Below are 20,291 nucleotides of genomic sequence, written 5' to 3'. Positions count from 1 at the left end.
CCGGGGCCGTGGGGGTGGGGGCCGCGGCGACGGGCACGTCGGGCGAGGGCGGCAGCGTGGCGACGGGCACCACCGCCGGGGCGGCGAAGTCGAGGATGTCGGGCGCGTCCGCGAGGACCTGCACCCCGAGCGAGCGCACCGCCCCCACGGGCACGTAGAGGCTCCCGCCGACGAGCTGCGGCACGCCGAGCCGCACGTCCGCCGCCAGGGTAAAGCCCAGCGCCCGCCAGCCGCGCCCCGGCGAAAAACGCAGCTCCCGCTCGCCGAGGAGCAGCCGCAGGTCGCGCGGGTCGTTGCGCACGGCCACCCCCAGCCGGGGCAGCGTCCACACCGCGATGACCTCGCCCCCCGCCACGACGCGCGACCCCACCGCCGCACTCTGCCTCACGCCGCCAATCGCCACGGGCCGCGCGCCCGCCGTGGCCGCCGCCAGCAGCACGAACGTCGCCATGCCCAAGAGCCTTCCCCTCATCACGGCGCGGAGTTTATCCCACGGCGGGCGGGTCGGGGGCCGGACGGCGGGGGAGGTGGCTGGGGGCAGGCCCGGCCTTCGTCTCCTTTCACGGACCACTCGCCACTTCCCGCTCTCTCCTCTTTGTCAGAAGCGCGTTTGAGTCCGCCTCCTACACTTCCCCTGAGATGATTGAACCTTCCCTTGCCCTCTACGGCGACGCGTTCGAGCGCGTGGACCGTCATCTGGAGGAGCTGCTCGCGGCCACCGGCGTGCGCTACTGCCTGCTGGTGGACCGCAAGGGCTTCGTGCTCTCGCACAAGGAAGCCCTCTGGGCCCCCCGGCCCCCCGCGCTCGACAGCGTGGCGACCCTCGTCGCCTCCAACGCCGCCGCCACCGCCGCGCTGGCGAACATGCTCGGCGAGCGCACCTTCAGCGAGCAGACCCACCAGGGCGAGAACGGCACCTTATACGTCGAGTCGGTCGGCGACTCGGCCCTCCTGACCCTGATCTTCGACGGCAGCGTGCCCCTCGGGCGGGTCAAGGTCCAGACCAAGAAAGCCATCGCGGGGCTCGCCGCCATCCTCAAGGAGCTTCAGGACGCGCCGCCCGTCCAGCTCGGCGAGGACTTCTCGCACGGGGCGACCGCCCTGCTCGACGACCTGTTCGGCTGAGGGCCGACCTGACCCCAGGGGGAATCCATGAGCACCATCAACTTCGCCGCGCGAGAGATCAACTGCAAGATCGTCTACTACGGCCCCGGCATGTCCGGCAAGACCACCAACCTCAAGCACGTCTTCTCCAAGGTGCCCGCCCAGCTACGCGGCGAGATGGTGAGCCTCGCCACCGAAGACGAGCGCACCCTCTTCTTCGACTTCCTGCCGCTCGACCTCGGCAGCGTGCAGGGCTTCAAGACCCGCTTCCACCTCTACACCGTGCCCGGCCAGGTCTTTTACAACGCCAGCCGCAAGCTGATCCTGCGCGGCGTGGACGGCATCGTCTTCGTCGCGGACTCGGCCCCCAACCGGTTGCGCGCCAACGCCGAGAGCATGCGCAACCTGCGCGAGAACCTCGCCGAACACGGCATCGACGTGCGCGAGGTGCCCATCGTCCTCCAGGTCAACAAGCGTGACGTGGAAGGGGCGCTCCCCACCGAGATGATCCGCGCCGTGATCGACCCGAAAAAAGAACTCACCCTCTTCGAGGCGACCGCGCACAACGGCGGCGGCGTATTCGAGACCCTCAAGAGTGTGAGCCGTCTGGTGCTGGACCGGCTGGCGCAGAACAAGTAAGTGGGGAGTGGGAAAGGCCCCCGGACAGGTGACGGGGGTTGTCCCGTGACCCCCGTGCCGCCCCGTCCTCAGCTCGTCTCTATCGCCGCGTAGGTCTCCCCGAAGTTCAACGCCTCCAGGTCCCTCTCGCGGATCAGGAAGTGCAGATACCCCGCGTCCCAGAAGGTGAGGTCGAGGGCCTGCACGGAGTCGAGGCGCAGGAGGGTGCGCCACGTGTCGGCCCGCGTCATGTCCAGGGTGTCGCGCCGCCCATAGTCGTACAGCCACGCCGGGTTCACGTCGCGCACCACGAAGGCGTCCTCCTCGGCGGGATGACCGATCCCCGCGACGTGGCCGAACAGGTGGCCGACATGTTCCCGGCCCTGCCCCTGGCCCGCCTGCAAGTCCTCGGTCAGGGCCTGGTACCTCTCCTGCCCGTCCTCGGGGAGCCTCTCCATCAGCACCTCGTAGGCGTGCGAGGTCCAGCGCGGCAGGTCGGGCACGAGGACGGTGCCGAGGCCGCGCGGGGCGAGGTCGCCGTAGTTCTCGTTGGCGGGCGGCAGGTCGGGCAGGGGACGGGGGCTCAGTTCCTCCGTGCCCGTGTAGAGCAGCAGGCAGTGCTCCACGTCCGAGGCGGGCTCGTCCAGCCCCAGGAAGACGTAGAGCATCCCGCGCTGTGGCAGGGGATTTCCGGCGAAGTGCGGCACGTCCCGCAGGTTGAGTTGCAGGAGGAAGGTCAGGGCCTCGCCCTCCCGGCTGATCGGCCAGTCGAGCGAGGCGGGAAGGTCGGGCAGGCCACCGATCCGGCTCTCGCCCGGGGCCGGGTTCGGCTCGCCGAGGTACAGGAGCACCGCCGACCGCACGGCGGCGAGGACGGCGCCCTCGATCTCGGTCAGGCCGTGGTGGCGGATCAGCCCTTGCAGGGAGGTCATGGTGATCCAGCATGACACGGGGCCAGGAGAAAGGGAGGAAAGCCCGCGAGCCTTCCTCCCCCCGTCCTGCCCGGCCCTAGAACTTCCCGAAGCGGGTCAGCCGGAAGGGCGTCTCCGGCGTGCCCCCCATCAGCTTGTCGAGCTGCGCCTGGGTCACGACGAGTTCTCCCCCGACGAGGGCGAGCGTGGCCGGGAAGCGCAGGCCCCTCAGCGGCTCCTCGGCGACGAGCTGGCCGCTGCCGTAGTCGGCGGCGAGGCTGACCTTGCTCACGACCTGATCCTTGTTGCGGGCGACGTACAGGGTGCGCCCGTCGAGCAGCAGGCCGTCACCGTTCATCAGGCCGCCCATGACCTTCCTCACGGCCTTGGTCCGCAGGTCGATGCGCCACAGCTCGCCGGTGTTGAGCTGCATGGCGAGCAGGTAACGCCCGTCCGGCGTGGCCGCGATGCCGTTGAGGTTGATGCCGGGGCCGTACTTGATCGGCGTGTTCGCCAGGTCGAGCCAGGCCGTGAGGTTGAGGTCGCGGTCCACCCGGAAGATGACGGGCCGGGTGGAGTCGGTGACGTAGACGTTCCCGTCGGGGGCGGGCGTCAGGTCGTTGACGTAGGGGTTGGGGCTTTCCGGCGTCTGAAGCACCTTGAGGGTCATCCCGGCGGGGCTGAGGATGCTCACCGTGCCCTGGGCGCCGCCCGCGATCCACAGTCGGCCCTGTGGGTCCACCTTCAAGCCCAGCGCGGCCTGACGCCCGAGCGCCCCGCCCTCCTGGAACTTGGTCACCGCGCCGCTCGCCGCGTCGACCGCGTAGATCGTGCCGTTCACCGCGCTGCCGGTGTAGATCACGCCCCGGCGCGCGTCGTAGGCCACGCCCTCGGGGAAGTCCTGGGCGCCGGGGAGCGCATAGTCGCGCGTGGTCAGGCCGTCCCGCGCGATGACGCCGCAGCGCTGGCGGGCGCCGCTCATCCCCGCCGGGTCGCTCTTGTAGTCGTCGGGGTTGGCGTGGATGACCAGGGTGCGGTTCAGGATGCCGTTCATGCCCGTCAGGCTGATCTTGTCGCTCGTGAAATTGGAGCGGCCCACCCCGTCCGCGCCGACGTTGAGCATGGGCACGTCGCCGCCGTGGCCGTACTTGTTGGGGGCCTGCGGGTCGTCGTGGTTGCGGCTCATGCCGGGGTCGAAGTGCCCGCCCGCCGCGCCGAAGGGGACGACCGTGTTCATCGCCGGGTCCACGCCGGGAGCGCAGCGCCCGGACTCGTGGACGTGCATCCCGTGTTGCCCCGGCGTCAGGCCGCGCGCCTCCACGCTGACCTGCACCCCCTGGCCGACCTGCCGGAAGGTCGCGGTGCCGAGAAGTTGCCCCGCCGGGTCACGCAGGGCGGCGGTGGCGGAGAGGGGTGTGCTCGCCGGGGCCATGTTCATGGGCTGGGCTCCCCCCGCCGAGGCACTGTGCCCCACGGTACTGGCGAGCGCCAGGACCCCCAGGATCGTCAGGTGTCGCATCACTGGCCCCCCGTGTAGCGCACCCGGTACAGGACGCCGCTCTGGTCGTCGGTGAAGAGCAGGCTGCCGTCCGTGTAGGTGGCGACGCCCGCCACGCGCCCGAACTGCTTCCACTGCCCGTTCTCCTGGTAGACGAAGCCGGTCACGAAGGGCTGGATGGCGGTGGGGCGGTTTTGCGCGTCGAAGTTCACCCGGGCGATCTCGTAGCCGCTGGGCGCGGAGCGGTTCCACGAGCCGCGGAAGGCCACGAAGGCGTCGCCCCGGTACTCGGCGGGGAATTGGGCGCCCGTGTAGAAGTTCAGGGCGATGGGCGAGGCGTGCGCCGTGTAGGTCAGCACCGAGCCCTGGGTCAGGTCGCAGAACTCGGCCTTGGTGATCCGGCCCGGAATCTGGCTGGAGTTGGTGTAGGGGTCGGGGCGGCGGTCGGCGTAGCAGAAGGGCCAGCCGTAGTTGCGCCCGCGCTCGATCACGTTCAGCTCCTCGGGCGGGAGGTCGTCGCCGTGCCAGTCCATGCTCATGTCCATGCCGTAGAAGGTCCCCGTGACCGGGTGCCAGCCGAAGCCGATGGTGTGCCGCAGCCCCCGCGCGTACACCTCGCGCCACTGCCCGTCGGGGCGGACGCGCAGGATGGTCGCCTCCTCGGGATTCTGGGTGGGCGTGTCGTTGTTGGTGGAGCCGAACGACGCGTAGAGGTAGCCGTCCGGGCCCCACTTCAACCCGCGCGCGGGGTGCTGCCCGGCGTCGGGAAAGCCGTCGGCGAAGACGCGGGGCACGCTCAGGGTGCCGTCCCGCGCCATATCCATCACCCAGATCGTCTTCTCGCCGACCGCGTAGAGCTTGCCGCCCCTCACGTCGAGCCCGTGGACGAGCTTGAGGTTTTGCGCGACCATCCGGCGCTCGCCCGCGTCGAACAGGCCGTCTTTGTTCACGTCCTTCAGGTAGTAGATGTCGTTTTGCCCCCTGCGGGTGAGGTAGATGCCGCCGTCGGGCATCACGTGCATCATCCGCGCGTTGCCCAGGCCGCTCGCCATCACCTTGATCTCGAAGCCCGCCGGGACCCTGAGCCGGGCGAGCTTGTCGGGGGTGAACTCCAGCGCCGCGGGCTCGTTGCGGGTGACCGTCGCGCTCACGGGCGGCTCGGGGGCGGGCAGGGGGCGGGGGGTGGGCACGGTCGTCTGCTGGGGGCCGGGGCCGGTGGGCGGAGCCGAGCCCTGGGCAAATGCGGGGGGCAGAACGCCGAGGGCCGCCGTCAGCGCGGCGAGCAGGGGTCTTCTCATGGTTGTTCCTCCAGGGCTCAACATTTCATCCCGCGTTGAGGAACAATCTCGGCCCGGCTTACCTTCTGAGACGAGATTCAGCGCCACCTCAAGAGACGCCGCCGTCCGTCCGGGGCGGAACCTCCGGGACCGGCCTCCCCGCCGAGCGCCGCCCGAGCCACCAGCGGGTCGCGGCCCCGAGGGCGACGAGGGCCGAGAGCAGCCCCAGCCCCCACGCCATCCGGTGGGCCGAGCCGCTGAGCCACACCACCAGCAGGGTCACCGGCAATGCCCCGGCGGCGGTGGCGAGCAGGAAAGGCCGGAAGCCCATCCTGGCCGCCCCCGCGACGAGGTTCATCACGTCCGCCGAGAGAACCGGCGTCAGCCGCACGAGCAGCACCCCCTGCACCCCGTACCGCTCGGCGAAGGCGTGGGCCGCGTTGCGCGCCCGTTCCCCGGCGAGCGTCCGCACGAGCGTGTCCCCCACCGCCCGCCCCAGCCCGTACCCGGCGGCGGCCCCGAGCAGCGTGCCGACGTAGACGATAAAAAAGCCCTCGACGGGGCCGTAGGCGCGGGCGGTCACGGCGATCATCACCAGGGCGGGGAGGACGGGCACGACCGCCTGAAACACGAAGCCCAGGATCAGCGCGAGGGGTCCGGCCCAGCCGAGCCCGCCTACGAAGGCGTGGGTGACGGCGGGGTCGCTCGACGTGAGGGCCGTATACCCGCGCGCCAGAAAGGCCCGCACGTCCGGCGTGAGACCGATCCCCACCAGCAGCGCGAGCGTTCCGCCCAGCACCAGCCAGCGCACGAGACGGGGGTTGCGGCGGGGGGCGGGCGTCACGGGTGCAGTCTAGGAAAAGGCGCGTGAGAAGGCCGTTCCGGTCCCCTGCGACCCGGAGGCCCACGCCGCCCCGCTACACTGCCCGCGATGCGTCCCGACCTGCTCGACCGCGTGCTGTCGCTGCTCCCTGCCCGGGGGGGGCGACCGGAACTGCAACTGCTCTACGACATGCTGCGCGACTACCCCGGGCGCGGGGGCAAGGGCATCCGCTCGGACCTCCTGCTCGCCAGTGCCCGCGCGCACGGGGTCACGCCGGATTCGGAACGCCGGGAGGGGGCGCTGTGGCTCGCGGCGGCCCTGGAGCTGTTTCAGAACTGGGTTCTGATCCACGACGACATCGAGGACGACTCGGAAGAGCGCCGGGGCAGGCCTGCGCTGCACCGCCTCCACGGGGTGCCGCTCGCCATCAACGCGGGCGACGCGCTGCACGCCTACATGTGGGCGGCGGTCCACCGGGCGGGGGTGCCGGGCGCCGTGGAGGAATTCCTCGCCATGATCCACCGCACCGCCGAGGGGCAACACCTGGACCTCGCCTGGGTGGAGCACCGCGAGTGGAACCTGCGTGAGGCCGATTACCTGGAGATGGTGCGCCTGAAGACCGCCCACTACACGGTCGTCGTGCCGCTGCGGCTCGGCGCACTCGCGGCGGGCGCGACCCCTGCTGAAGCCTTCACCCCGGCGGGCCTGGCGCTGGGGGCGGCCTTCCAGATTCGGGACGACGTGCTCAACCTCGCGGGCGACTCCCTCAAGTACGGCAAGGAGATCGGCGGCGACCTGCTGGAGGGCAAGCGCACGTTGATCGTGCTCCACTGGCTCGCCCGGGCGCCGGAGGAGCAAAAGCGCGTCTTTCTGGACCAGATGCGCCGCAACCGCCCCGACAAGGACCCGGAGGCCATCGCCGACATCCACCGCTGGCTGCTGGAGAGCGGGAGCGTGCGCTACGCCCAGGACTACGCGGACGCCCAGGCACGCGAGGGGCTGAGATTGCTGGAGGAGGCGTTGAGGGACGCGCCGGATCAGGCGGCGGCGCGCGAGCTGGTGAACGGAGTGCGGGAACTGGCGACGCGGGAAGCGTGAGGGGATGGGGGACACGCTCTGATCCTCGCTGTAGATGTGGGCTACCCGCCGGGTGGGACGAAGGCGGCGGGCGTGCTGTTCAGGGAGTGGACGGACGAACACCCGGCAAGAGTCCTCACCGCCCACCTCGGCCCCCCAGAGGACTACCTTCCCGGACAGTTCTACCGCCGCGAGCTGCCCGCCCTGCTGGCCGTCATCGGGCCCGTCTTGCCCGAACCACACGTCATCGTGATCGACGGGTACGTGTAGTTGGGGAGCGAGCAGAGGCCCGGTCTCGGGTGGCACCTGTGGGAGGCGCTGGCCGGGCGGGTCCCGGTCATCGGCGTCGCCAAGTCGAGGTTCCACGGCACGCCCGGGGAGACCGAGGTTTTCCGTGGGACGAGCAGGAGTCCCCTCTTCGTCACCTCCGTCGGCCTGCCGCTGGAGGAGGCGAAGGGGGACATCAGAGGGATGGCGGGCGCGCACCGCATCCCCACGCTGCTCAAAGAGGTCGATAGACTCAGCCGCTCCGGCTGACGCTCACTCCACCAGCCCCAGCGCCGCGTCCGCGAAGCGCCCAAACGCTGCGTTCAGCTCCCGCAGCGCCCCGGGCCGCACCACCCCCCACTCCGCGTAGTACAGCGCCACGTTGATCTCGATGCCGAAGGCGGGAATGCCCGTGCGCGCGTGGTGGTTGCGGCTGAGGGTGTCCGTTGTCCAGGGGTCGCCGACCGCCACGCGGGTGAACTCGCCCGTCAGGACGGGGGCGAACGCCTCGGCGCAGGCGGCTTGCAGGGCGTCCCAGCGGTCGCGGGGGAAGGTGGGCTCCCCCTCCGTCCCCGGCATCAACGTGAGGGCGGGGCGCGGGGCCCCCGTGTCCGGCCCCAGCTTCGGCCCGTGCGAGGCCATCGAGTGCCCGACGATCATCAGCCGCGCGCCCGCGAGTTCCGTGCTCACCTGCGCGTCGAAGGCGTCCCAGACCCGCCGCAGCCGCGCTTCCCTCCCCTCGGGCGTCAGGGTGAAGCCCTCCGGGTAGAGGGGGCGGCGGCCAAAGTCCATCAGCTTGACCACGCCGTTGTCGTCCAGATCGTCCCGGTCGCGGTTGAGGTCCACGGCGAAGCGGCTCCAGGGGGCTTGCAGATACCGCGCGCCCGGCACGGCGTAGATCAGGTCGGTGTAGGGGTCTCCCTCCAGAAAGACGCGCCGCAGAAAGGCCGCCCGTTTCTCCTCGTCGAACACGTCCTCCCCCAGCATGTCCCGCAGCACGTCGGCGGACAGGGCGCCGGACGGGTGCGGCGTGAGGACGAGGAGGCGGTCGCGGTCAGGGGCGGGGGTCATGGGGAGGATGGTACGCGGTCGGCGGGACGGGGTGCGCGGGAGGGGCCGCTTACCAGGTGTCTCCCCCGCCGGGAGGAGGCCAGGCGCCGAGCATCCGCCGCAGCAAGATCACCTGACCGAGGTGGACGGCGTTGTGCATGACGTGGAGCGTGAGTTCATAGCCCAGCGTCTCGTGCCCCCGCACGGGCCGCGACAGGTCCTCCTCCCGCGCCACACGCTTCATCTCGGTCAGTCCCTCCAGGAAGCGTCCCCGCAGCCCGTCCCACTCGTCCGGCCTCACCTCAGGCCAGCCCTCGGCGGCGTGTTCGGGCAGGGCGGCCCGTTCGCCGCGGGCGAGGGTGAGCGTGTACGACTGCCAGAAATGCAGGTGCGCGACGATCTCGGCGACCGTGTGGGGTGTCCCCTCGACCCGGCGGCAGGCCAGTTCGGCGCTCAGGCCGCCCAGGACGCGGCTGGGCGGCACGAACGCGCTGCCCTCGTCGAGCAACCGTTCGAGCGCCTGGGGTGAAGGTCCGGACAACACCGCCTCACGCGCTTCCTCGGTCATGTCCTCAGCTTACGGAGATGGAAAGGGGGCAGGGGCGGGCGTCCTTTCCCACTCACCACTGACCACTTCCCACTCCCCGCCCCCCCAACTGCGTCCCCGGCACCCCGCCCCACTCCCCCCTCGCCTAGAATGTCCGGAGTGCACCTCGCCTCCCTCTCCACCCTCAACTACCGGAACCTCGCGCCGGGCACGCTGAGTTTTCCGGCGGGCGTGACGGGTGTGTTCGGCGAGAACGGGGCGGGCAAGACCAACCTGCTGGAGGCCGCGTACCTCGCCCTGACGGGACTCACGGACGTGACGCGGCTCGAGCAGCTCGTGCAGTCGGGCGAGCGCGAGGCGTACGTGCGCGCCGACGTGCAGCAGGGCGGCAGCCTCAGCATCCAGGAGGTTGGGCTGGGGCGCGGGCGCCGTCAGCTCAAGGTGGACGGGGTGCGGGTGCGCACGGGCGACCTGCCGCGCGGGAGTGCGGTGTGGATTCGCCCCGAGGACAGCGAACTCGTCTTCGGCCCCCCGGCGAACCGCCGCGCCTACCTCGACGCGCTGCTCTCGCGCCTCAGTGCCCGCCACGCCGGACACCTCGCCCGCTACGAGCGCACGGTCACCCAGCGCAACGCGGCGCTCAAGGCCGGGGAAGACTGGTCCCTCCACGTCTGGGACGACGTGCTCATCAAGCTCGGCACCGAGATCATGCTCTTCCGCCGCCGCGCCCTGACCCGGCTCGACGAACTCGCGCGGGAGGCGAACGCGGGGCTGGGCAGCCGCAAGACGCTCACCCTGACCCTGACCGAATCCACCACGCCCGAGACCTACGCCGAAGACCTCGCCGCCCGCCGCTCCGAGGAGTTCGCGCGGGGCGCCACCGTGACGGGCCCCCACCGCGACGACCTGACGCTGACGCTGGGCGACTTCCCGGCCTCGGAGTACGCCTCCCGGGGCGAGGGGCGCACGGTCGCGCTGGCGCTGCGGCGGGCCGAACTCGAACTGCTCTCCGAACGCTTCGGGGAAAAGCCGGTGCTCCTGATCGACGACTTCACGGCGGAACTCGACCCCGGGAGGCGCGCCTTTCTCCTCGACCTCGCCGCGAGCGTGCCGCAGGCCATCGTGACCGGGACCGAGCGCGTGCCCGGCACCGCCCAGGCCCTGCGGGCGCACGCGGGGCGCTTCACCTCCGACGGGGAGGATGGAGAGGAAGAAGATGTCCGGGTCGAGGCTGCCCCCCCCGACCTCGACCCGGTGGAGGCGGGGGCATGAAGGGGCCGCGCCGCCTGGGGGACACCCGCAGCCTCGGCGACCTGATGGGCGCGACGCTGGGCACCGCCCGCCTGACGAAGGGGATCGGCAAGGCGCGGGCGATCCTGGCGTGGCCGCAGGCGGTCGGCCCCGAGATCGCGCGGATGACCCGGCCCCGCTCGCAGCAGGGGGGCACCCTCTTCGTGGAGGTGCGCGACAGCGCGACCGCCCACCACCTCACCCTGCAACGTCACCACTTCCTGAAAAGCCTCAACGCCCTGCTCGGGAGCGACGCCGTGAGCGAGATCCGTTTCACGGTGGGCACCGTCCGCACCGCCGCGCCCGCCCCCCGCGCCGCGCCCCTCCCTGCCCCCGACCGTGCCCGCGCCCGCTCGCTCGTGCGGAACGTGGAGGGCGACCTGAGGGACGTGGCGCTCAGGGCCGCCGAGGCGATCACCCGGGCCCGCAAGTGGCGCGAGGAACAGGGCTGGCGCCCCTGCCCGGTGTGCGGCGAGGCGAGCCGCGAGCAGCCCTGCCGCGCCTGCGCCCTGACGCTGGAGGACCCCAACGTCAAGCGGGCCGCCCGGTCGCTGACCCGCGCGCCTGAGCGCCTGCCCCTCCTGACCCCGCTGCTCGGCGACAGCGGGATGAACGCCGCCCGCTTCCTGGCGCTGGGGATGCTCGAAGACCAGCTCGACCTCCTCGCGCTGGAGTGCGTGCGGGGCGGGGGAGAGGAGGGCTACCGCGCCTTTCTGGGCCAGCAGGCGGAGATGTACCTGGCCCTCACGCACCGCAAGCCCCGCAGCGCGCTCAAAAAGGCCGACTGGGCCGCCCTGCCCGAGCGGGTGCGGCAGGTGCTGGGGGCAGGGCGGTAAGGGTTCTCGGCCCACGAGAAGACCCCACCTCGGCAAGGAGGCGGGGTCTTTCCCTTCGAGGCGGCTAAGCCTTGCCCAGCAGCTTCATCCGCAGTTCGTTCCCCCCGCCCGGCAGCCGCTCGGTCACGGTGAAGCGGAAGCGGGCGCCGTCGTGCATCTCCAGCACACACTCGCTGCCCTCGCTCAGGGGCGGGGCCTCGCCGTTCAGGTCGAGGGAAACGCGCATCATGCCGCGCCCCCCCTCCAGCGCCTCGATACGCCCCGGCACGGGATCGGCGCCGAAGTGGGCCACCACGGTATTGAAGTCGCGCGTCACGTCAGGCGTCGCCCATCATCAGGCCCTCGATGGTGTGACCCTGCATGATGGGTTCGAGTTCGTCCACCACGCGGCAGATCAGGTGGTCCTTCACCTCCTGCGGGAGACGGTCGTAGTAGCCCCGCGTGAACTGGAGGTCGTGCCACTGGTCGTGCCCCGCGCCGGGGGCGTCCACCCCGAGCACGAGCACCGGGCGCGGCTTGTCGCTGGTGTTCGCCGTGCCCCGGTGGATGGTGAGGGCCGAGCGCACCGAGATGTCGCCCGCCCTGGGGTACTTGCGCTGGGCGAGGGAGTGGTAGCGCGGGTAGAGCGTCTGGGGCGGGAACATGCCGTGGTCGTACTCGCTGGGGTCGTCCCACTGGGTGCCCGGCGCGATCTCGAAGGGGCCCATGTCCTCCTCGACGTCCACGGCGGTCATGTTGAAGGCGAGCGAGTTCAACCGGCGGTCCACCAGCGTCTCCTCGCCCGCCCGGAAGTCACGGTGCCACGGCTGGTCCTTGGCGCCGGGGTTGGGCACGTCGAAGCCGATCTCCACGATCTTGTAATTCGGCCCCAGCACGCACTCGCACACCGTCCGCACCCAGGGATGGGTCACGAGGTCGTAAAAGCCGCTGATGTCTTCCGGGTGAATCTCGACGTAGTGGCGGTTCGTGCCGCGCCCCACCGCGCCGCCGGGCCGGGCGAGGGCCTCTTTGTACAGCTCGGTCAGCTCGTCGTTCAGCCGCGCCACCCACTCGCGGGGAAAAGCCCCCTTGAGCCCCAGGATGCCGTCGCCGTACAGGGCGGCCATGATCGCGGGCACGCTGTACTGCGGGTCGGCATAGGGCGTGGCGTTGATCGGAGCCTGGGTCTCGGTGGTCGCAACCGGGGCGTCGGCGCTCATGCTCATGGAGGGGGCGGGCTTGGTGTCGTTCGTGGCGGTCATGCGGTCCTCCTGAAGGGTGGAAACGTGGGGCGACAGCCGGAGTGGAGAGGGGGCCTGTGCCGTTATTCTGCGCCTTTCGGGGTGAAAAGGAATGAATTCGTCCGCACGCGCGCGGGACTCACCCCCCGCCGCCCGCCCTGCGCCGGGTGAGCCGGTTTTGCAGCACGACCACGAGGAGCAAGAAAGCCCCCCGGATCACCGACTGCCAGTACGCGCTGAGGCTGATCGTGCCGCGCCCGTTCTCGAAGTTGAGGATGTTGAAGATGATCCCGAGGAGCAGCACGCCGACCAGCGTCGAGCCGACCGACCCGCTCCCGCCCGTCAGGAGCGTCCCGCCCACCACGACGGCGGCGATGGCGGTCAGCTCCCACCCCAGCCCCTCGGTCGGCTGCCCCGCCCCGAACTGGGAGGCGAGGATCACGCCCGCCAGCCCCGCCAGCGCCCCCGACAGGACGTACACCCACACCAGTGTCCGCTCGACGGGCAGGCCCATCAGCCGCGCGGCCTCCTCGTTCCCGCCGACCGCGAGCACGTGCCGCCCGAAACGGGTGAAACGCAGCACGACCGCCCCGACGACGAAAGCCACGAAGAGCAGGATCGCGGTGTAGGGCACGCCCCCGATGTTCCCCTGCCCGAAGGTCGTGAAACCGCTCTCCGAACTGACCGAGACCGACTGGTTCCCGGCGAAGAGCAGCGCGAGCCCCCGCGCCGCGAGCAGCATGGCGAGCGTGGCGACAAAGGGCAAGATCTTGAGATACGCGACGACCACGCCGTTGATCAGCCCGAGCAGCGTGGCGGCGGCCACCGCCCCCAGCAGCGCGGGCCACAGGCCGAAGGGACTGAGCAGCGCGGCGATCACGCTGGCGAAGGCGGCCACACTGCCCACCGAGAGGTCGATGCCCCCCGTCATGATCACGAAGGCCATCCCCAGCGCGACGAGCCCGAACATCGAGTTGTACCCGAGCACCGAGAAGACGTTGTAGGTGGACAGGAAGCCCTCGTACCGCAGCGAGCCGAACAGCACGAGCAGGCCGAGCGCGACGAGGACGCCGTACCGCTGGAGCAGTTGCCCCGCGCGGACGCGCGAGGATTCACGCCGGGTGGGTTGAGGAGTGATGGCGGACAGGGGAAGCCTCCTTCTGACGAGCCGCGCGATCTACAGATGACCACATGAACGCTTTAAGTCTTTTCGCCCCTCCCCCTTGACTTGCAAAGCTGCGAAGCAGAGGGGGAGGCTGGGAGGGGGTGAGCGCCCCAGGCGTCCCAGCAAAACCGTCTTCCAACGGCCCCCTGCTTACCGACGCTGCCGCTGGATATACACGGCGACGAGGATGATCGCCGCCTTGACCACCAGCGCCACGGCGTCGGGCACCCCGCGCGCGAGCAGGGTGTAGCGGATGAGCTGGATGATCAGGGCGCCGAGCAGGGTGCCCAGGATGGTCGCCCGCCCGCCCGTCAGCGCCGTGCCGCCCACCGCGACGGCGGCGATGGCGTCGAGTTCCATGTTGAGCCCGACCTGATTGGCGTCCGACGACGAGTTGATGGCGATGACGATCAGCCCGGCGAGCCCCGCGAGCAGCCCGCTGATCCCGTACACGGCGAGCTTGACCCGGTTCGTGGGAATGCCCGCCAGCCGCGCGGCGGCCTCGTTCCCGCCCACCGCGAGGACGTGTCGCCCGAAGACGGTGCGGCTCATCACCCACGCGAAGAGGGCCACCACCGCGAGCATCAGGATCACCTGGAAGGGAATGCCGAGGGGCCGTCCCAGCCCGATGTACCCGAAGGTGGAGTTGGAAAAGGTCTGGAGCTGCCCGTTCGTCATCACCTGCGCGATGCCCCGCCCCGCGATGAAGAGGATCAAGGTGGCGATGAACGGCTGGATGCCGAAACGGGTCACGAGCGAGCCGTTGAAGAGGCCGAACAGCCCCGCCACGAGCACCGGCACGGTGAAGGCGAGCCCGAGGCCGAGCGCGGCGTTCCCGAACGGCGGATTCAGAAACAGCATGGGCGCAATCGCCCCGCTGATCGCCATCAGGGCCCCCACCGAGAGGTCGATGCCGCCCGTGGCGATCACCAGCGTCATGCCGACCGCGACGATCACGACCGTCGCCACCTGGGTCAGGTTGACGTTGAGGGTCTGCGCGGTGAGGAAGTTCGGCGTGAACAGGGCGTTGAAGAGGAGGAGCGAGGCGAGGGCGACGAGCGGCCCGAGGAGGGGAGAGGAGGCCCGTTTGCGCCGCGGCTGCGGCAGGGCAGGGGGCGGCGCGGTCGTCCCTTCGGGCCGGGTCATGCGGTGCCTCCCGTCGGGGCCGCCTCGGCGTGCGCCGCGTCCCCGTGTGCCATCGCGGTCATGATCGCGTCCTGGGAGAGGCCCTGGCGCGGCAGCTCGGCCACGCTGCGCCCGTCGCGCATCACGACCACGCGGTCGGCGCCCTCGGCGAGTTCTTCGAGTTCGCTGGAGATCATCAGCACCCCCAGCCCCTCGCGGGCGAGTTCGCTGAGCAGGGCCTGAATCTCCCCCTTGGCCCCCACGTCGATGCCGCGCGTGGGCTCGTCGAGGATCAGGAGCTTCGGGTTCATGCACAGCCAGCGGGCGAGCAGGACCTTCTGCTGGTTGCCGCCCGAGAGTTCCCGGATTTTCTGCTCCGGCCCCGCCGTCTTGATGCCCAGCCGCGCGATGAAGCGGTCCACGACCTCCGCCTGCCGCTTCGGGTCCACGACGCCGTGGCGCGACAGGTGCGGCAGCAGCGCCAGCGTCAGGTTCTCGCGCACCGAGAGGTCGGGGATGATGCCCTCGGTCTTGCGGTCCTCCGAGCAGAAGCCCAGCCCGGCGCGAATGGCGTCTCTCGGCGAACGGAAGGCGGCCTTGCGGCCCGAGACGCGCACCTCGCCGCCCTCCAGCTCGTCGGCCCCAAAGACGGCGCGGGCCGTCTCCGTGCGCCCGGAGCCCAGCAGGCCCGCCAGGCCCACGATCTCGCCCGCCCGCACGTCGAGGTCGGCGTCGCGCAGCATGGCGCCGGTCCGCAGGTCGCGCGCCTCCAGGAGCACGTCACCCCGGGCCCCGCCGCCGCGCGAGAAGGCCGTCTCGCCCTCCCGGCGCAGCTCGCCGACCTCCTTGCCGAGCATCCGGGCGACGAGTTCGAGCTTGCCGATCTCCCCCATCGCCCGCTCATCCACCGTGCGCCCGTCGCGCATGACCGTCACCCGGTCGCACACGGCGTACAGCTCGTCGAGGCGGTGCGAGACGAAGATGACGGACACGCCCTGCGCCTTGAGCTGGCGGATCACCCCGAAGAGCGTCTCCACCTCGCGGTCGTCGAGCGAGGAGGTCGGTTCGTCCATGATGACGAGCCCGCTCTCGAACGACACCGCGCGGGCGATGGCGACCATCTGCTGCACGGCGACGCTGAAGTCCATCAGCGGGCGGGTCACGTCCACGTGAACGTCGAAGCGCTCCAGGAGGGTACGCGCCTCCGCGTTCATCCGCCGCCAGTCGAGGAAGGGGCCGCGCCGGTGCTCACGCCCCAGGAAGATGTTCTCGGTGACGGATCGCAGGGCGACGAGGTTGACCTCCTGGTAGATCGTGCTGATGCCGCCGCGCTGGGCCGCCTGCGGGGAGGTGAATTCGACCTCGCGGCCCGCGAAAGAAATCGTCCCGCCGTCCTTGCGGTAGGCGCCCGTGAGGACCTTGATGAGGGTGGACTTCCCGGCGCCGTTCTGGCCGATCAATGCGTGGACCTCGCCGCGCCTTACCGTCAGGTGGGCGCCCCTGAGGGCGGGCACGCCGGAAAAGCTCTTGTCGATGCCCCTCATAGAGAGGAGAGCTGGGTGTTGTTCCACGTTGGCCTTCTCTGACGGGGTGGGAGCGCGGCCCCCCGAAAGCCCGAAAAGGGTGCCTTGAGACGGGCACCCTTGAGGCGAGGTGGGGGTCAGTACGCCGAGGCGAGACCGGCCTTGGCGTTTTGTGCCGTGTAGTCGCGGTCGGGGTTGATGATCTTGGCGGGAATCTTCTTGCCCGCCGCGTAGTCCTTGAGGGTGGCAAACGCCTTGGGCCCGAAGCGCGGGTTGCACTCCACGACGTAGTTGACCTTGCCGTCCACCACGAGCTGCACGATCTCGCGCCCGCCGTCGATGGACATGATCATGACGTCCTTGCCGGGCTTCTTGCCCGCCGCCTCCAGCGCGGCGATGGCGCCAATCGCCATCTCGTCGTTGTGGGCGTACACCACGTTCACGTCGGGGTGCGCCTGAAGCAGCGTCTCCATCACCTGACGGCCCTTGTCGCGGGCGAAGTCGCCGGTCTGCGAGGCGAGGATTCGGACCTTCGCGTTGCCCTTCACCGCGTCCTCGAAGCCCTTGCGGCGGTCGTTGGCCGGGGAGGAACCCGTCGTGCCCAGAAGCTGGATCACCCGCGCCTCGCCCTTCATGTTCTTGGTGAGCCACTGGCCGACCCGGCGCCCCTCCTCGATAAAGTCGCTGCCGATGAAAGTCACGTAGTCCACGCCCGCCTTGGCGAGCGACGGGTCCACGTTGCGGTCGAGCAAGATCACCGGAATCCCGGCGGCGCGCGCCTTTTTCACGGCGGCGGCGAGGGGCTTTTCCTCGCGCGGAGCGAGGAAGATCGCGTCCACCCGCTGCGCGATCATGGAGTCCACGTCGGCGACCTGCTTGGCCGCCGAGCCCGCCGCGTCGGTGTACACCAGGCGGTGCCCGAGCCTCTTCGCCTCGTCTTGCATGCTCTTCGTCTGCGCGATGCGCCAGGGATTGTTGCTCTCGGTCTGCGCGAAGCCCACCTTGTAGGTCGGTTTCTGGGCGAGCTTGGGCAGCCCCTGCGCGACGGCGAAGACGCCCAGGCCGGTGGCCGCCGCCGCGGTGAGCGTCAGGGCCAGGGTGCGGTGATGTGCTTTCATGGACACTTCCTTGTGTCTCTCAGGGCGAGACGGGCCGCAGAACCGAAAACCGACGGAAGAACGCCTGAACAAGTGACGAGACGGCTCACGCCCCGCCACGGACCTTGATGTGAGGTGGTTCCATTTAAGCATCCCGCCGAGCGAAGATGTCAAGACACCTTCACCCAAACGCCTTGACATCTGAAGGTCGGCGGGGGTAAAGGCGGAGGCTTGGCGAGGCTCCGGGAAGGGGCAGACCCCGGCCCCCCCCGCGCCTACCGCCAGCGCTCGAGCGCCGCGTCGAACTGCTCGGGGGTGAGGGTGGGGTGCCCTTCGTCCGGGAGGTCCCCCTCGGGCGGGCCGCCGTCCGCGTGCCACGCCACGGGGTCGGGGAGGTCGTCCGGGTGGGCGCCGGGGAGGGGGTGGCCGTGGCCGGGGGTGGGCCGGGGGTCGTCGACGTTCATAACGCCTCCTGGTGCGGGGGGAGGGGCGGGCGGTCCCGGTGGCTCCCGGGGCAGCCCGTCCGCGCCACACGTCCTTGACGCCCACACGACAGCACGGGCCGCGTGACCTCGGCGTGACTTGCGGCCCGACCCTCGGCGACGCCTCCGCCGCGTTGACGCCGCCGGAAGGCCCGCTCTAGGGTGAGGTCCGCCCCTTCCGCCCCGAGTCACCCCCACGCCAGGAGGCGCCATGCCGCGAATCCCCCCCTCCCGCCGCCGCGCGGCCCGTTCCCCGCTCACCGAGGCCCCGTGCGCGTCCTGATGTTCGAGGCGCCGTGGCAGATGCCGCTGCGCGAGGTGGAAGCCCCGCGCCCCGCGCCCGGGGAGGTCCTCGTGCGCGTGCGGGCGGCGGGCGTGTGCGGCTCGGACGTGCACGGCTTCACGGGCTCGACCGGGCGGCGCTCCCCCGGCGTCATCATGGGCCACGAGTTCTGCGGCACCGTCGAGGAGACCGGGGAAGGGGTGGAGACTCACCGGGTCGGCGACCGCGTGGTCGTCCAGCCCATCGTCTCCGACGGGACCTGCCCGCAGTGCCGCGCCGGGCGCCCCACCCTCTGCCTGAACCGCCGCGGGATCGGCTGGTCGGTGAACGGGGGCTACGCCGAGTTCGTCAGCGTGCCGGGGCGCAACGCCCTCCCCCTCCCAGGCGAGGTGGGCTGGCACGAGGGCGCCCTCGTCGAGCCGCTCGCGGTGGCCCTGCACGCGGCGAACCTCACCCCGCTGGAGGTGGGGGACACGGTGGCCGTGCTGGGGGCCGGGCCGGTCGGGCTGCTGACCGTGCTGGCCCTGCGGCTGCGGGGCGCGGGCCGCGTGATCGTGAGCGACCTCAGCCCGCACCGCCTGGGGCTCGCGCGGCGCCTGGGAGCGGACGAGGTGATCCACGCGAGCGAGACCGACCCGGTGGAGGAGGTGCGGCGCCTCACGGGCGGGCTCGGCGCCGACGCCGTGCTGGAGGTCGTGGGCGTGACGGCGACCGTGTGGCAGTCGGTGCGGATGGCCCGGAACGGCGGGCACGTCACCTGGGTGGGCAACGCCGCCCCCACCGTCGAGGTCCCCATGCAGGAGGTCGTGACGCGGGAGATCACGGTGCGGGGTGCCTACGCCTTCGTGGAAGAGTTCGCGCGGGCGGTGGAGTTGCTGCGCTCGCGGCGGGTGGACGTGACGCCCCTGATCGAGCGGGTCGCCGGGCTGGAGGACGGTCCCGGGCTGATCCACGACCTCGCGCGGGGAAGTCTCGACGCGGTGAAGGTGGTGCTCGAACCCTGAGCGGGCCGGAGACGCTGGGCTTCCTGATCGTCGGGCCGGGCAAGGTCGCGCACACGCACGCGGGAGCCCTGAGTGACCTGCCCGGTGCGCGGCTCGCCGCCGTCTGCGGTCGGAACGCGGAACGCACCGCCGCCTTCGCCGCCCAGTACGGGGCGAGACCTTACACCGATCTTGCCGAGGCGTTGCAAGCCCGGGACGTTCACGCCGTCATCCTCTGCACCCCGCACCCCCTGCACGCGGACGCCGCCGTCCAGGCCGCTCGGGCAGGCAAGCACGTCTTCGTCGAAAAGCCCCTCGCCCTGACCGTCCGGGACGCCGACCGGATGATCGCGGCGGCGCGGGACTCGGGCGTGCGGCTCGGCGTGGTCAGCCAGCGCCGCCTGTACGAGCCGGTTCAGCGTGTCAAGCGGGCCCTGCTGGACGGCAAGGTCGGTCGCCCGGTGCTCGGCACCCTCAGCCTGCTGGGTTGGCGCGGCCCCGAGTATTACGCGATGGACGCGTGGCGCGGCACCTGGGCGGGGGAGGGGGGCGGCGTCCTCGTCAATCAGGCGGTGCATCAACTCGACCTGCTCCAGTGGTTCATGGGGCCGCTGGAAGAGGTGTCGGGCGCCTGGGCCAACCTCAACCACCCGGAGATCGAGGTCGAGGACACGGCGGTCGCCACCCTGCGTTTCGCGGGCGGGGCGCTCGGCAGCGTGGTGGTGAGCAACAGCCAGAATCCGGGGCTGTGGGGCCGCGTCCACGTCCACGGCGAGAGCGGCAGGGCGGTCGGCGTGCAGACGGACGGCGGCTCGTCCTTCGTGGCGGGGGTGACGGCGGCGGTCGAGCCCCCCGTCAACGACGTGTGGACCGTGCCGGGAGAGGGGGACCTCCTCCCCACCTGGCAGGCCGAGGACCGGGAACGCGCCGCCCGCCTCGATGTGATGACGCACTACCACCGCCTCCAGCTCGAGGACTTCGTGGAGGCCGTGCGGGAGAACCGCGAGCCGCTCGTGCCCGGCGAGGAGGGCCGCAAGACGGTCGAGCTGATCGAGGCGATCTACCGGGCGGGACGGACGCGGAGGGTGGTCCGGTTGCCGCTGGGGGGCTGAGGC

General features: G+C 71.2%; 22 protein-coding genes and 1 pseudogene. 9 read left to right on the top strand and 14 right to left on the bottom strand.

Annotated elements, in window-relative coordinates; genetic code table 11:
* Positions 1 to 472 (bottom strand): annotated as a pseudogene (locus tag A7B18_RS12100) (hypothetical protein); the annotation flags it as partial.
* Positions 473 to 639: 167 nt separating this feature from the next.
* On the opposite strand from A7B18_RS12100, the gene mglB reads away from it, so the two are divergent.
* Together mglB and mglA are read left to right on the top strand one after the other, a co-directional pair.
* Entirely contained in the window at positions 640 to 1,125 is a 486-nt protein-coding gene (gene mglB / locus A7B18_RS12095; protein WP_102126948.1) for a GTPase-activating protein MglB, read from the top strand.
* A gap of 27 nt (positions 1,126 to 1,152) precedes the next feature.
* A complete protein-coding gene (mglA, locus tag A7B18_RS12090) occupies positions 1,153 to 1,743 on the top strand; it encodes a GTPase MglA (protein WP_102126947.1) in 591 nt (196 codons plus the stop codon).
* Positions 1,744 to 1,811: 68 nt separating this feature from the next.
* On the opposite strand, the gene A7B18_RS12085 is transcribed toward mglA, so the two are convergent.
* From A7B18_RS12085 to A7B18_RS12070, 4 genes are all read right to left on the bottom strand, one after another.
* Positions 1,812 to 2,654 carry a DUF1963 domain-containing protein gene (locus tag A7B18_RS12085; protein ID WP_102126946.1) on the bottom strand — a complete coding sequence of 281 codons (843 nt, stop codon included), beginning with the start codon at positions 2,652 to 2,654 and terminating at the stop codon, positions 1,812 to 1,814.
* A 76-nt stretch (positions 2,655 to 2,730) separates the two neighbouring features.
* Entirely contained in the window at positions 2,731 to 4,152 is a 1,422-nt protein-coding gene (locus A7B18_RS12080) for a superoxide dismutase family protein (protein WP_102126945.1), read from the bottom strand.
* Entirely contained in the window at positions 4,152 to 5,429 is a 1,278-nt protein-coding gene (locus A7B18_RS12075; RefSeq protein WP_102126944.1) for a PQQ-dependent sugar dehydrogenase, read from the bottom strand. The genes A7B18_RS12080 and A7B18_RS12075 overlap by 1 nt, the downstream gene beginning before the upstream one ends.
* Before the next feature lie 88 nt (positions 5,430 to 5,517).
* Positions 5,518 to 6,252 (bottom strand): TVP38/TMEM64 family protein, encoded by a 735-nt coding sequence (locus tag A7B18_RS12070; RefSeq protein ID WP_102126943.1) that lies wholly within the window; start codon positions 6,250 to 6,252, stop codon positions 5,518 to 5,520.
* A gap of 87 nt (positions 6,253 to 6,339) precedes the next feature.
* Here A7B18_RS12070 and A7B18_RS12065 point away from each other — a divergent pair, with 87 nt between their 5' ends.
* The 3 genes from A7B18_RS12065 to A7B18_RS22635 are packed head-to-tail and all read left to right on the top strand — an operon-like array spanning position 6,340 to position 7,845.
* Positions 6,340 to 7,329, top strand: coding sequence for a polyprenyl synthetase family protein (locus A7B18_RS12065; RefSeq protein ID WP_102126942.1), 990 nt, complete (start codon positions 6,340 to 6,342; stop codon positions 7,327 to 7,329).
* An 18-nt stretch (positions 7,330 to 7,347) separates the two neighbouring features.
* Positions 7,348 to 7,578 carry an endonuclease V gene (locus A7B18_RS22640; RefSeq protein ID WP_342747172.1) on the top strand — a complete coding sequence of 77 codons (231 nt, stop codon included), beginning with the start codon at positions 7,348 to 7,350 and terminating at the stop codon, positions 7,576 to 7,578.
* The gene (locus A7B18_RS22635) at positions 7,579 to 7,845 is read left to right on the top strand and encodes an endonuclease V (protein WP_245872852.1); all 267 of its coding nucleotides are present in this window, start codon (positions 7,579 to 7,581) and stop codon (positions 7,843 to 7,845) included.
* Positions 7,846 to 7,848: 3 nt separating this feature from the next.
* Here the strand turns inward: A7B18_RS22635 and A7B18_RS12055 are convergent, their stop codons facing one another.
* The gene (locus A7B18_RS12055) at positions 7,849 to 8,646 is read right to left on the bottom strand and encodes an N-formylglutamate amidohydrolase (RefSeq protein ID WP_102126941.1); all 798 of its coding nucleotides are present in this window, start codon (positions 8,644 to 8,646) and stop codon (positions 7,849 to 7,851) included.
* A 49-nt stretch (positions 8,647 to 8,695) separates the two neighbouring features.
* A complete protein-coding gene (locus tag A7B18_RS12050; protein ID WP_102126940.1) occupies positions 8,696 to 9,193 on the bottom strand; it encodes a DinB family protein in 498 nt (165 codons plus the stop codon).
* A 129-nt stretch (positions 9,194 to 9,322) separates the two neighbouring features.
* Here A7B18_RS12050 and recF point away from each other — a divergent pair, with 129 nt between their 5' ends.
* Both recF and A7B18_RS12040 read left to right on the top strand, forming a co-directional pair.
* Positions 9,323 to 10,444 (top strand): DNA replication/repair protein RecF, encoded by a 1,122-nt coding sequence (recF, locus tag A7B18_RS12045; protein ID WP_102126939.1) that lies wholly within the window; start codon positions 9,323 to 9,325, stop codon positions 10,442 to 10,444.
* Entirely contained in the window at positions 10,441 to 11,298 is an 858-nt protein-coding gene (locus tag A7B18_RS12040; RefSeq protein WP_102126938.1) for a DciA family protein, read from the top strand. Before recF ends, A7B18_RS12040 begins: the two co-directional genes overlap by 4 nt.
* Before the next feature lie 64 nt (positions 11,299 to 11,362).
* Here A7B18_RS12040 and A7B18_RS12035 read toward each other — a convergent pair whose 3' ends face one another.
* The 7 genes from A7B18_RS12035 to A7B18_RS12005 all read right to left on the bottom strand — a co-directional run bounded on the left by A7B18_RS12035 (position 11,363) and on the right by A7B18_RS12005 (position 17,892).
* Positions 11,363 to 11,614, bottom strand: a complete 252-nt coding sequence (locus tag A7B18_RS12035; protein ID WP_102126937.1) for a hypothetical protein — start codon at positions 11,612 to 11,614, stop codon at positions 11,363 to 11,365.
* Between the two features lies 1 nt (position 11,615).
* Positions 11,616 to 12,539, bottom strand: coding sequence for a phytanoyl-CoA dioxygenase family protein (locus tag A7B18_RS12030; protein WP_102126936.1), 924 nt, complete (start codon positions 12,537 to 12,539; stop codon positions 11,616 to 11,618).
* A gap of 118 nt (positions 12,540 to 12,657) precedes the next feature.
* The gene (locus tag A7B18_RS12025; protein WP_245872851.1) at positions 12,658 to 13,563 is read right to left on the bottom strand and encodes an ABC transporter permease; all 906 of its coding nucleotides are present in this window, start codon (positions 13,561 to 13,563) and stop codon (positions 12,658 to 12,660) included.
* A 270-nt stretch (positions 13,564 to 13,833) separates the two neighbouring features.
* Entirely contained in the window at positions 13,834 to 14,829 is a 996-nt protein-coding gene (locus A7B18_RS12020; RefSeq protein WP_102126934.1) for an ABC transporter permease, read from the bottom strand.
* Positions 14,826 to 16,352 (bottom strand): sugar ABC transporter ATP-binding protein, encoded by a 1,527-nt coding sequence (locus A7B18_RS12015; RefSeq protein WP_102126933.1) that lies wholly within the window; start codon positions 16,350 to 16,352, stop codon positions 14,826 to 14,828. The genes A7B18_RS12020 and A7B18_RS12015 overlap by 4 nt, the downstream gene beginning before the upstream one ends.
* 116 nt (positions 16,353 to 16,468) lie before the next feature.
* On the bottom strand, positions 16,469 to 17,449 hold the full coding sequence (locus tag A7B18_RS12010; protein ID WP_102126932.1) for an ABC transporter substrate-binding protein: 981 nt from the start codon (positions 17,447 to 17,449) through the stop codon (positions 16,469 to 16,471).
* A gap of 254 nt (positions 17,450 to 17,703) precedes the next feature.
* Entirely contained in the window at positions 17,704 to 17,892 is a 189-nt protein-coding gene (locus A7B18_RS12005; RefSeq protein WP_102126931.1) for a hypothetical protein, read from the bottom strand.
* A 288-nt stretch (positions 17,893 to 18,180) separates the two neighbouring features.
* Here A7B18_RS12005 and A7B18_RS12000 point away from each other — a divergent pair, with 288 nt between their 5' ends.
* Entirely contained in the window at positions 18,181 to 19,197 is a 1,017-nt protein-coding gene (locus A7B18_RS12000; protein WP_102126930.1) for a zinc-dependent alcohol dehydrogenase, read from the top strand.
* Positions 19,194 to 20,288 (top strand): Gfo/Idh/MocA family protein, encoded by a 1,095-nt coding sequence (locus A7B18_RS11995; RefSeq protein ID WP_102126959.1) that lies wholly within the window; start codon positions 19,194 to 19,196, stop codon positions 20,286 to 20,288. Before A7B18_RS12000 ends, A7B18_RS11995 begins: the two co-directional genes overlap by 4 nt.
* Positions 20,289 to 20,291 lie beyond the last annotated feature (3 nt).

This window comes from Deinococcus planocerae, assembly GCF_002869765.1.
GTDB classification, from domain to species: Bacteria; Deinococcota; Deinococci; order Deinococcales; family Deinococcaceae; genus Deinococcus; species Deinococcus planocerae.
This window is presented reverse-complemented; position numbering and strand designations above follow the sequence as displayed.

Excerpts from the sequence above, each read along its gene's own strand:
- A7B18_RS12010 (WP_102126932.1), bottom strand. The coding sequence starts at position 17,449 with ATGAAAGCACATCACCGCACCCTGGCCCTGACGCTCACCGCGGCGGCG.
- A7B18_RS12085 (WP_102126946.1), bottom strand. The coding sequence starts at position 2,654 with ATGACCTCCCTGCAAGGGCTGATCCGCCACCACGGCCTGACCGAGATC.
- A7B18_RS12080 (WP_102126945.1), bottom strand. The coding sequence starts at position 4,152 with ATGCGACACCTGACGATCCTGGGGGTCCTGGCGCTCGCCAGTACCGTG.
- A7B18_RS12015 (WP_102126933.1), bottom strand. The coding sequence starts at position 16,352 with ATGAGGGGCATCGACAAGAGCTTTTCCGGCGTGCCCGCCCTCAGGGGC.
- A7B18_RS12005 (WP_102126931.1), bottom strand. The coding sequence starts at position 17,892 with ATGAACGTCGACGACCCCCGGCCCACCCCCGGCCACGGCCACCCCCTC.
- mglA (WP_102126947.1), top strand. The coding sequence starts at position 1,153 with ATGAGCACCATCAACTTCGCCGCGCGAGAGATCAACTGCAAGATCGTC.
- A7B18_RS12020 (WP_102126934.1), bottom strand. The coding sequence starts at position 14,829 with ATGACCCGGCCCGAAGGGACGACCGCGCCGCCCCCTGCCCTGCCGCAG.
- A7B18_RS12030 (WP_102126936.1), bottom strand. The coding sequence starts at position 12,539 with ATGACCGCCACGAACGACACCAAGCCCGCCCCCTCCATGAGCATGAGC.
- A7B18_RS12040 (WP_102126938.1), top strand. The coding sequence starts at position 10,441 with ATGAAGGGGCCGCGCCGCCTGGGGGACACCCGCAGCCTCGGCGACCTG.
- mglB (WP_102126948.1), top strand. The coding sequence starts at position 640 with ATGATTGAACCTTCCCTTGCCCTCTACGGCGACGCGTTCGAGCGCGTG.
- A7B18_RS12065 (WP_102126942.1), top strand. The coding sequence starts at position 6,340 with ATGCGTCCCGACCTGCTCGACCGCGTGCTGTCGCTGCTCCCTGCCCGG.
- A7B18_RS12050 (WP_102126940.1), bottom strand. The coding sequence starts at position 9,193 with ATGACCGAGGAAGCGCGTGAGGCGGTGTTGTCCGGACCTTCACCCCAG.
- A7B18_RS12075 (WP_102126944.1), bottom strand. The coding sequence starts at position 5,429 with ATGAGAAGACCCCTGCTCGCCGCGCTGACGGCGGCCCTCGGCGTTCTG.
- A7B18_RS12055 (WP_102126941.1), bottom strand. The coding sequence starts at position 8,646 with ATGACCCCCGCCCCTGACCGCGACCGCCTCCTCGTCCTCACGCCGCAC.
- recF (WP_102126939.1), top strand. The coding sequence starts at position 9,323 with ATGTCCGGAGTGCACCTCGCCTCCCTCTCCACCCTCAACTACCGGAAC.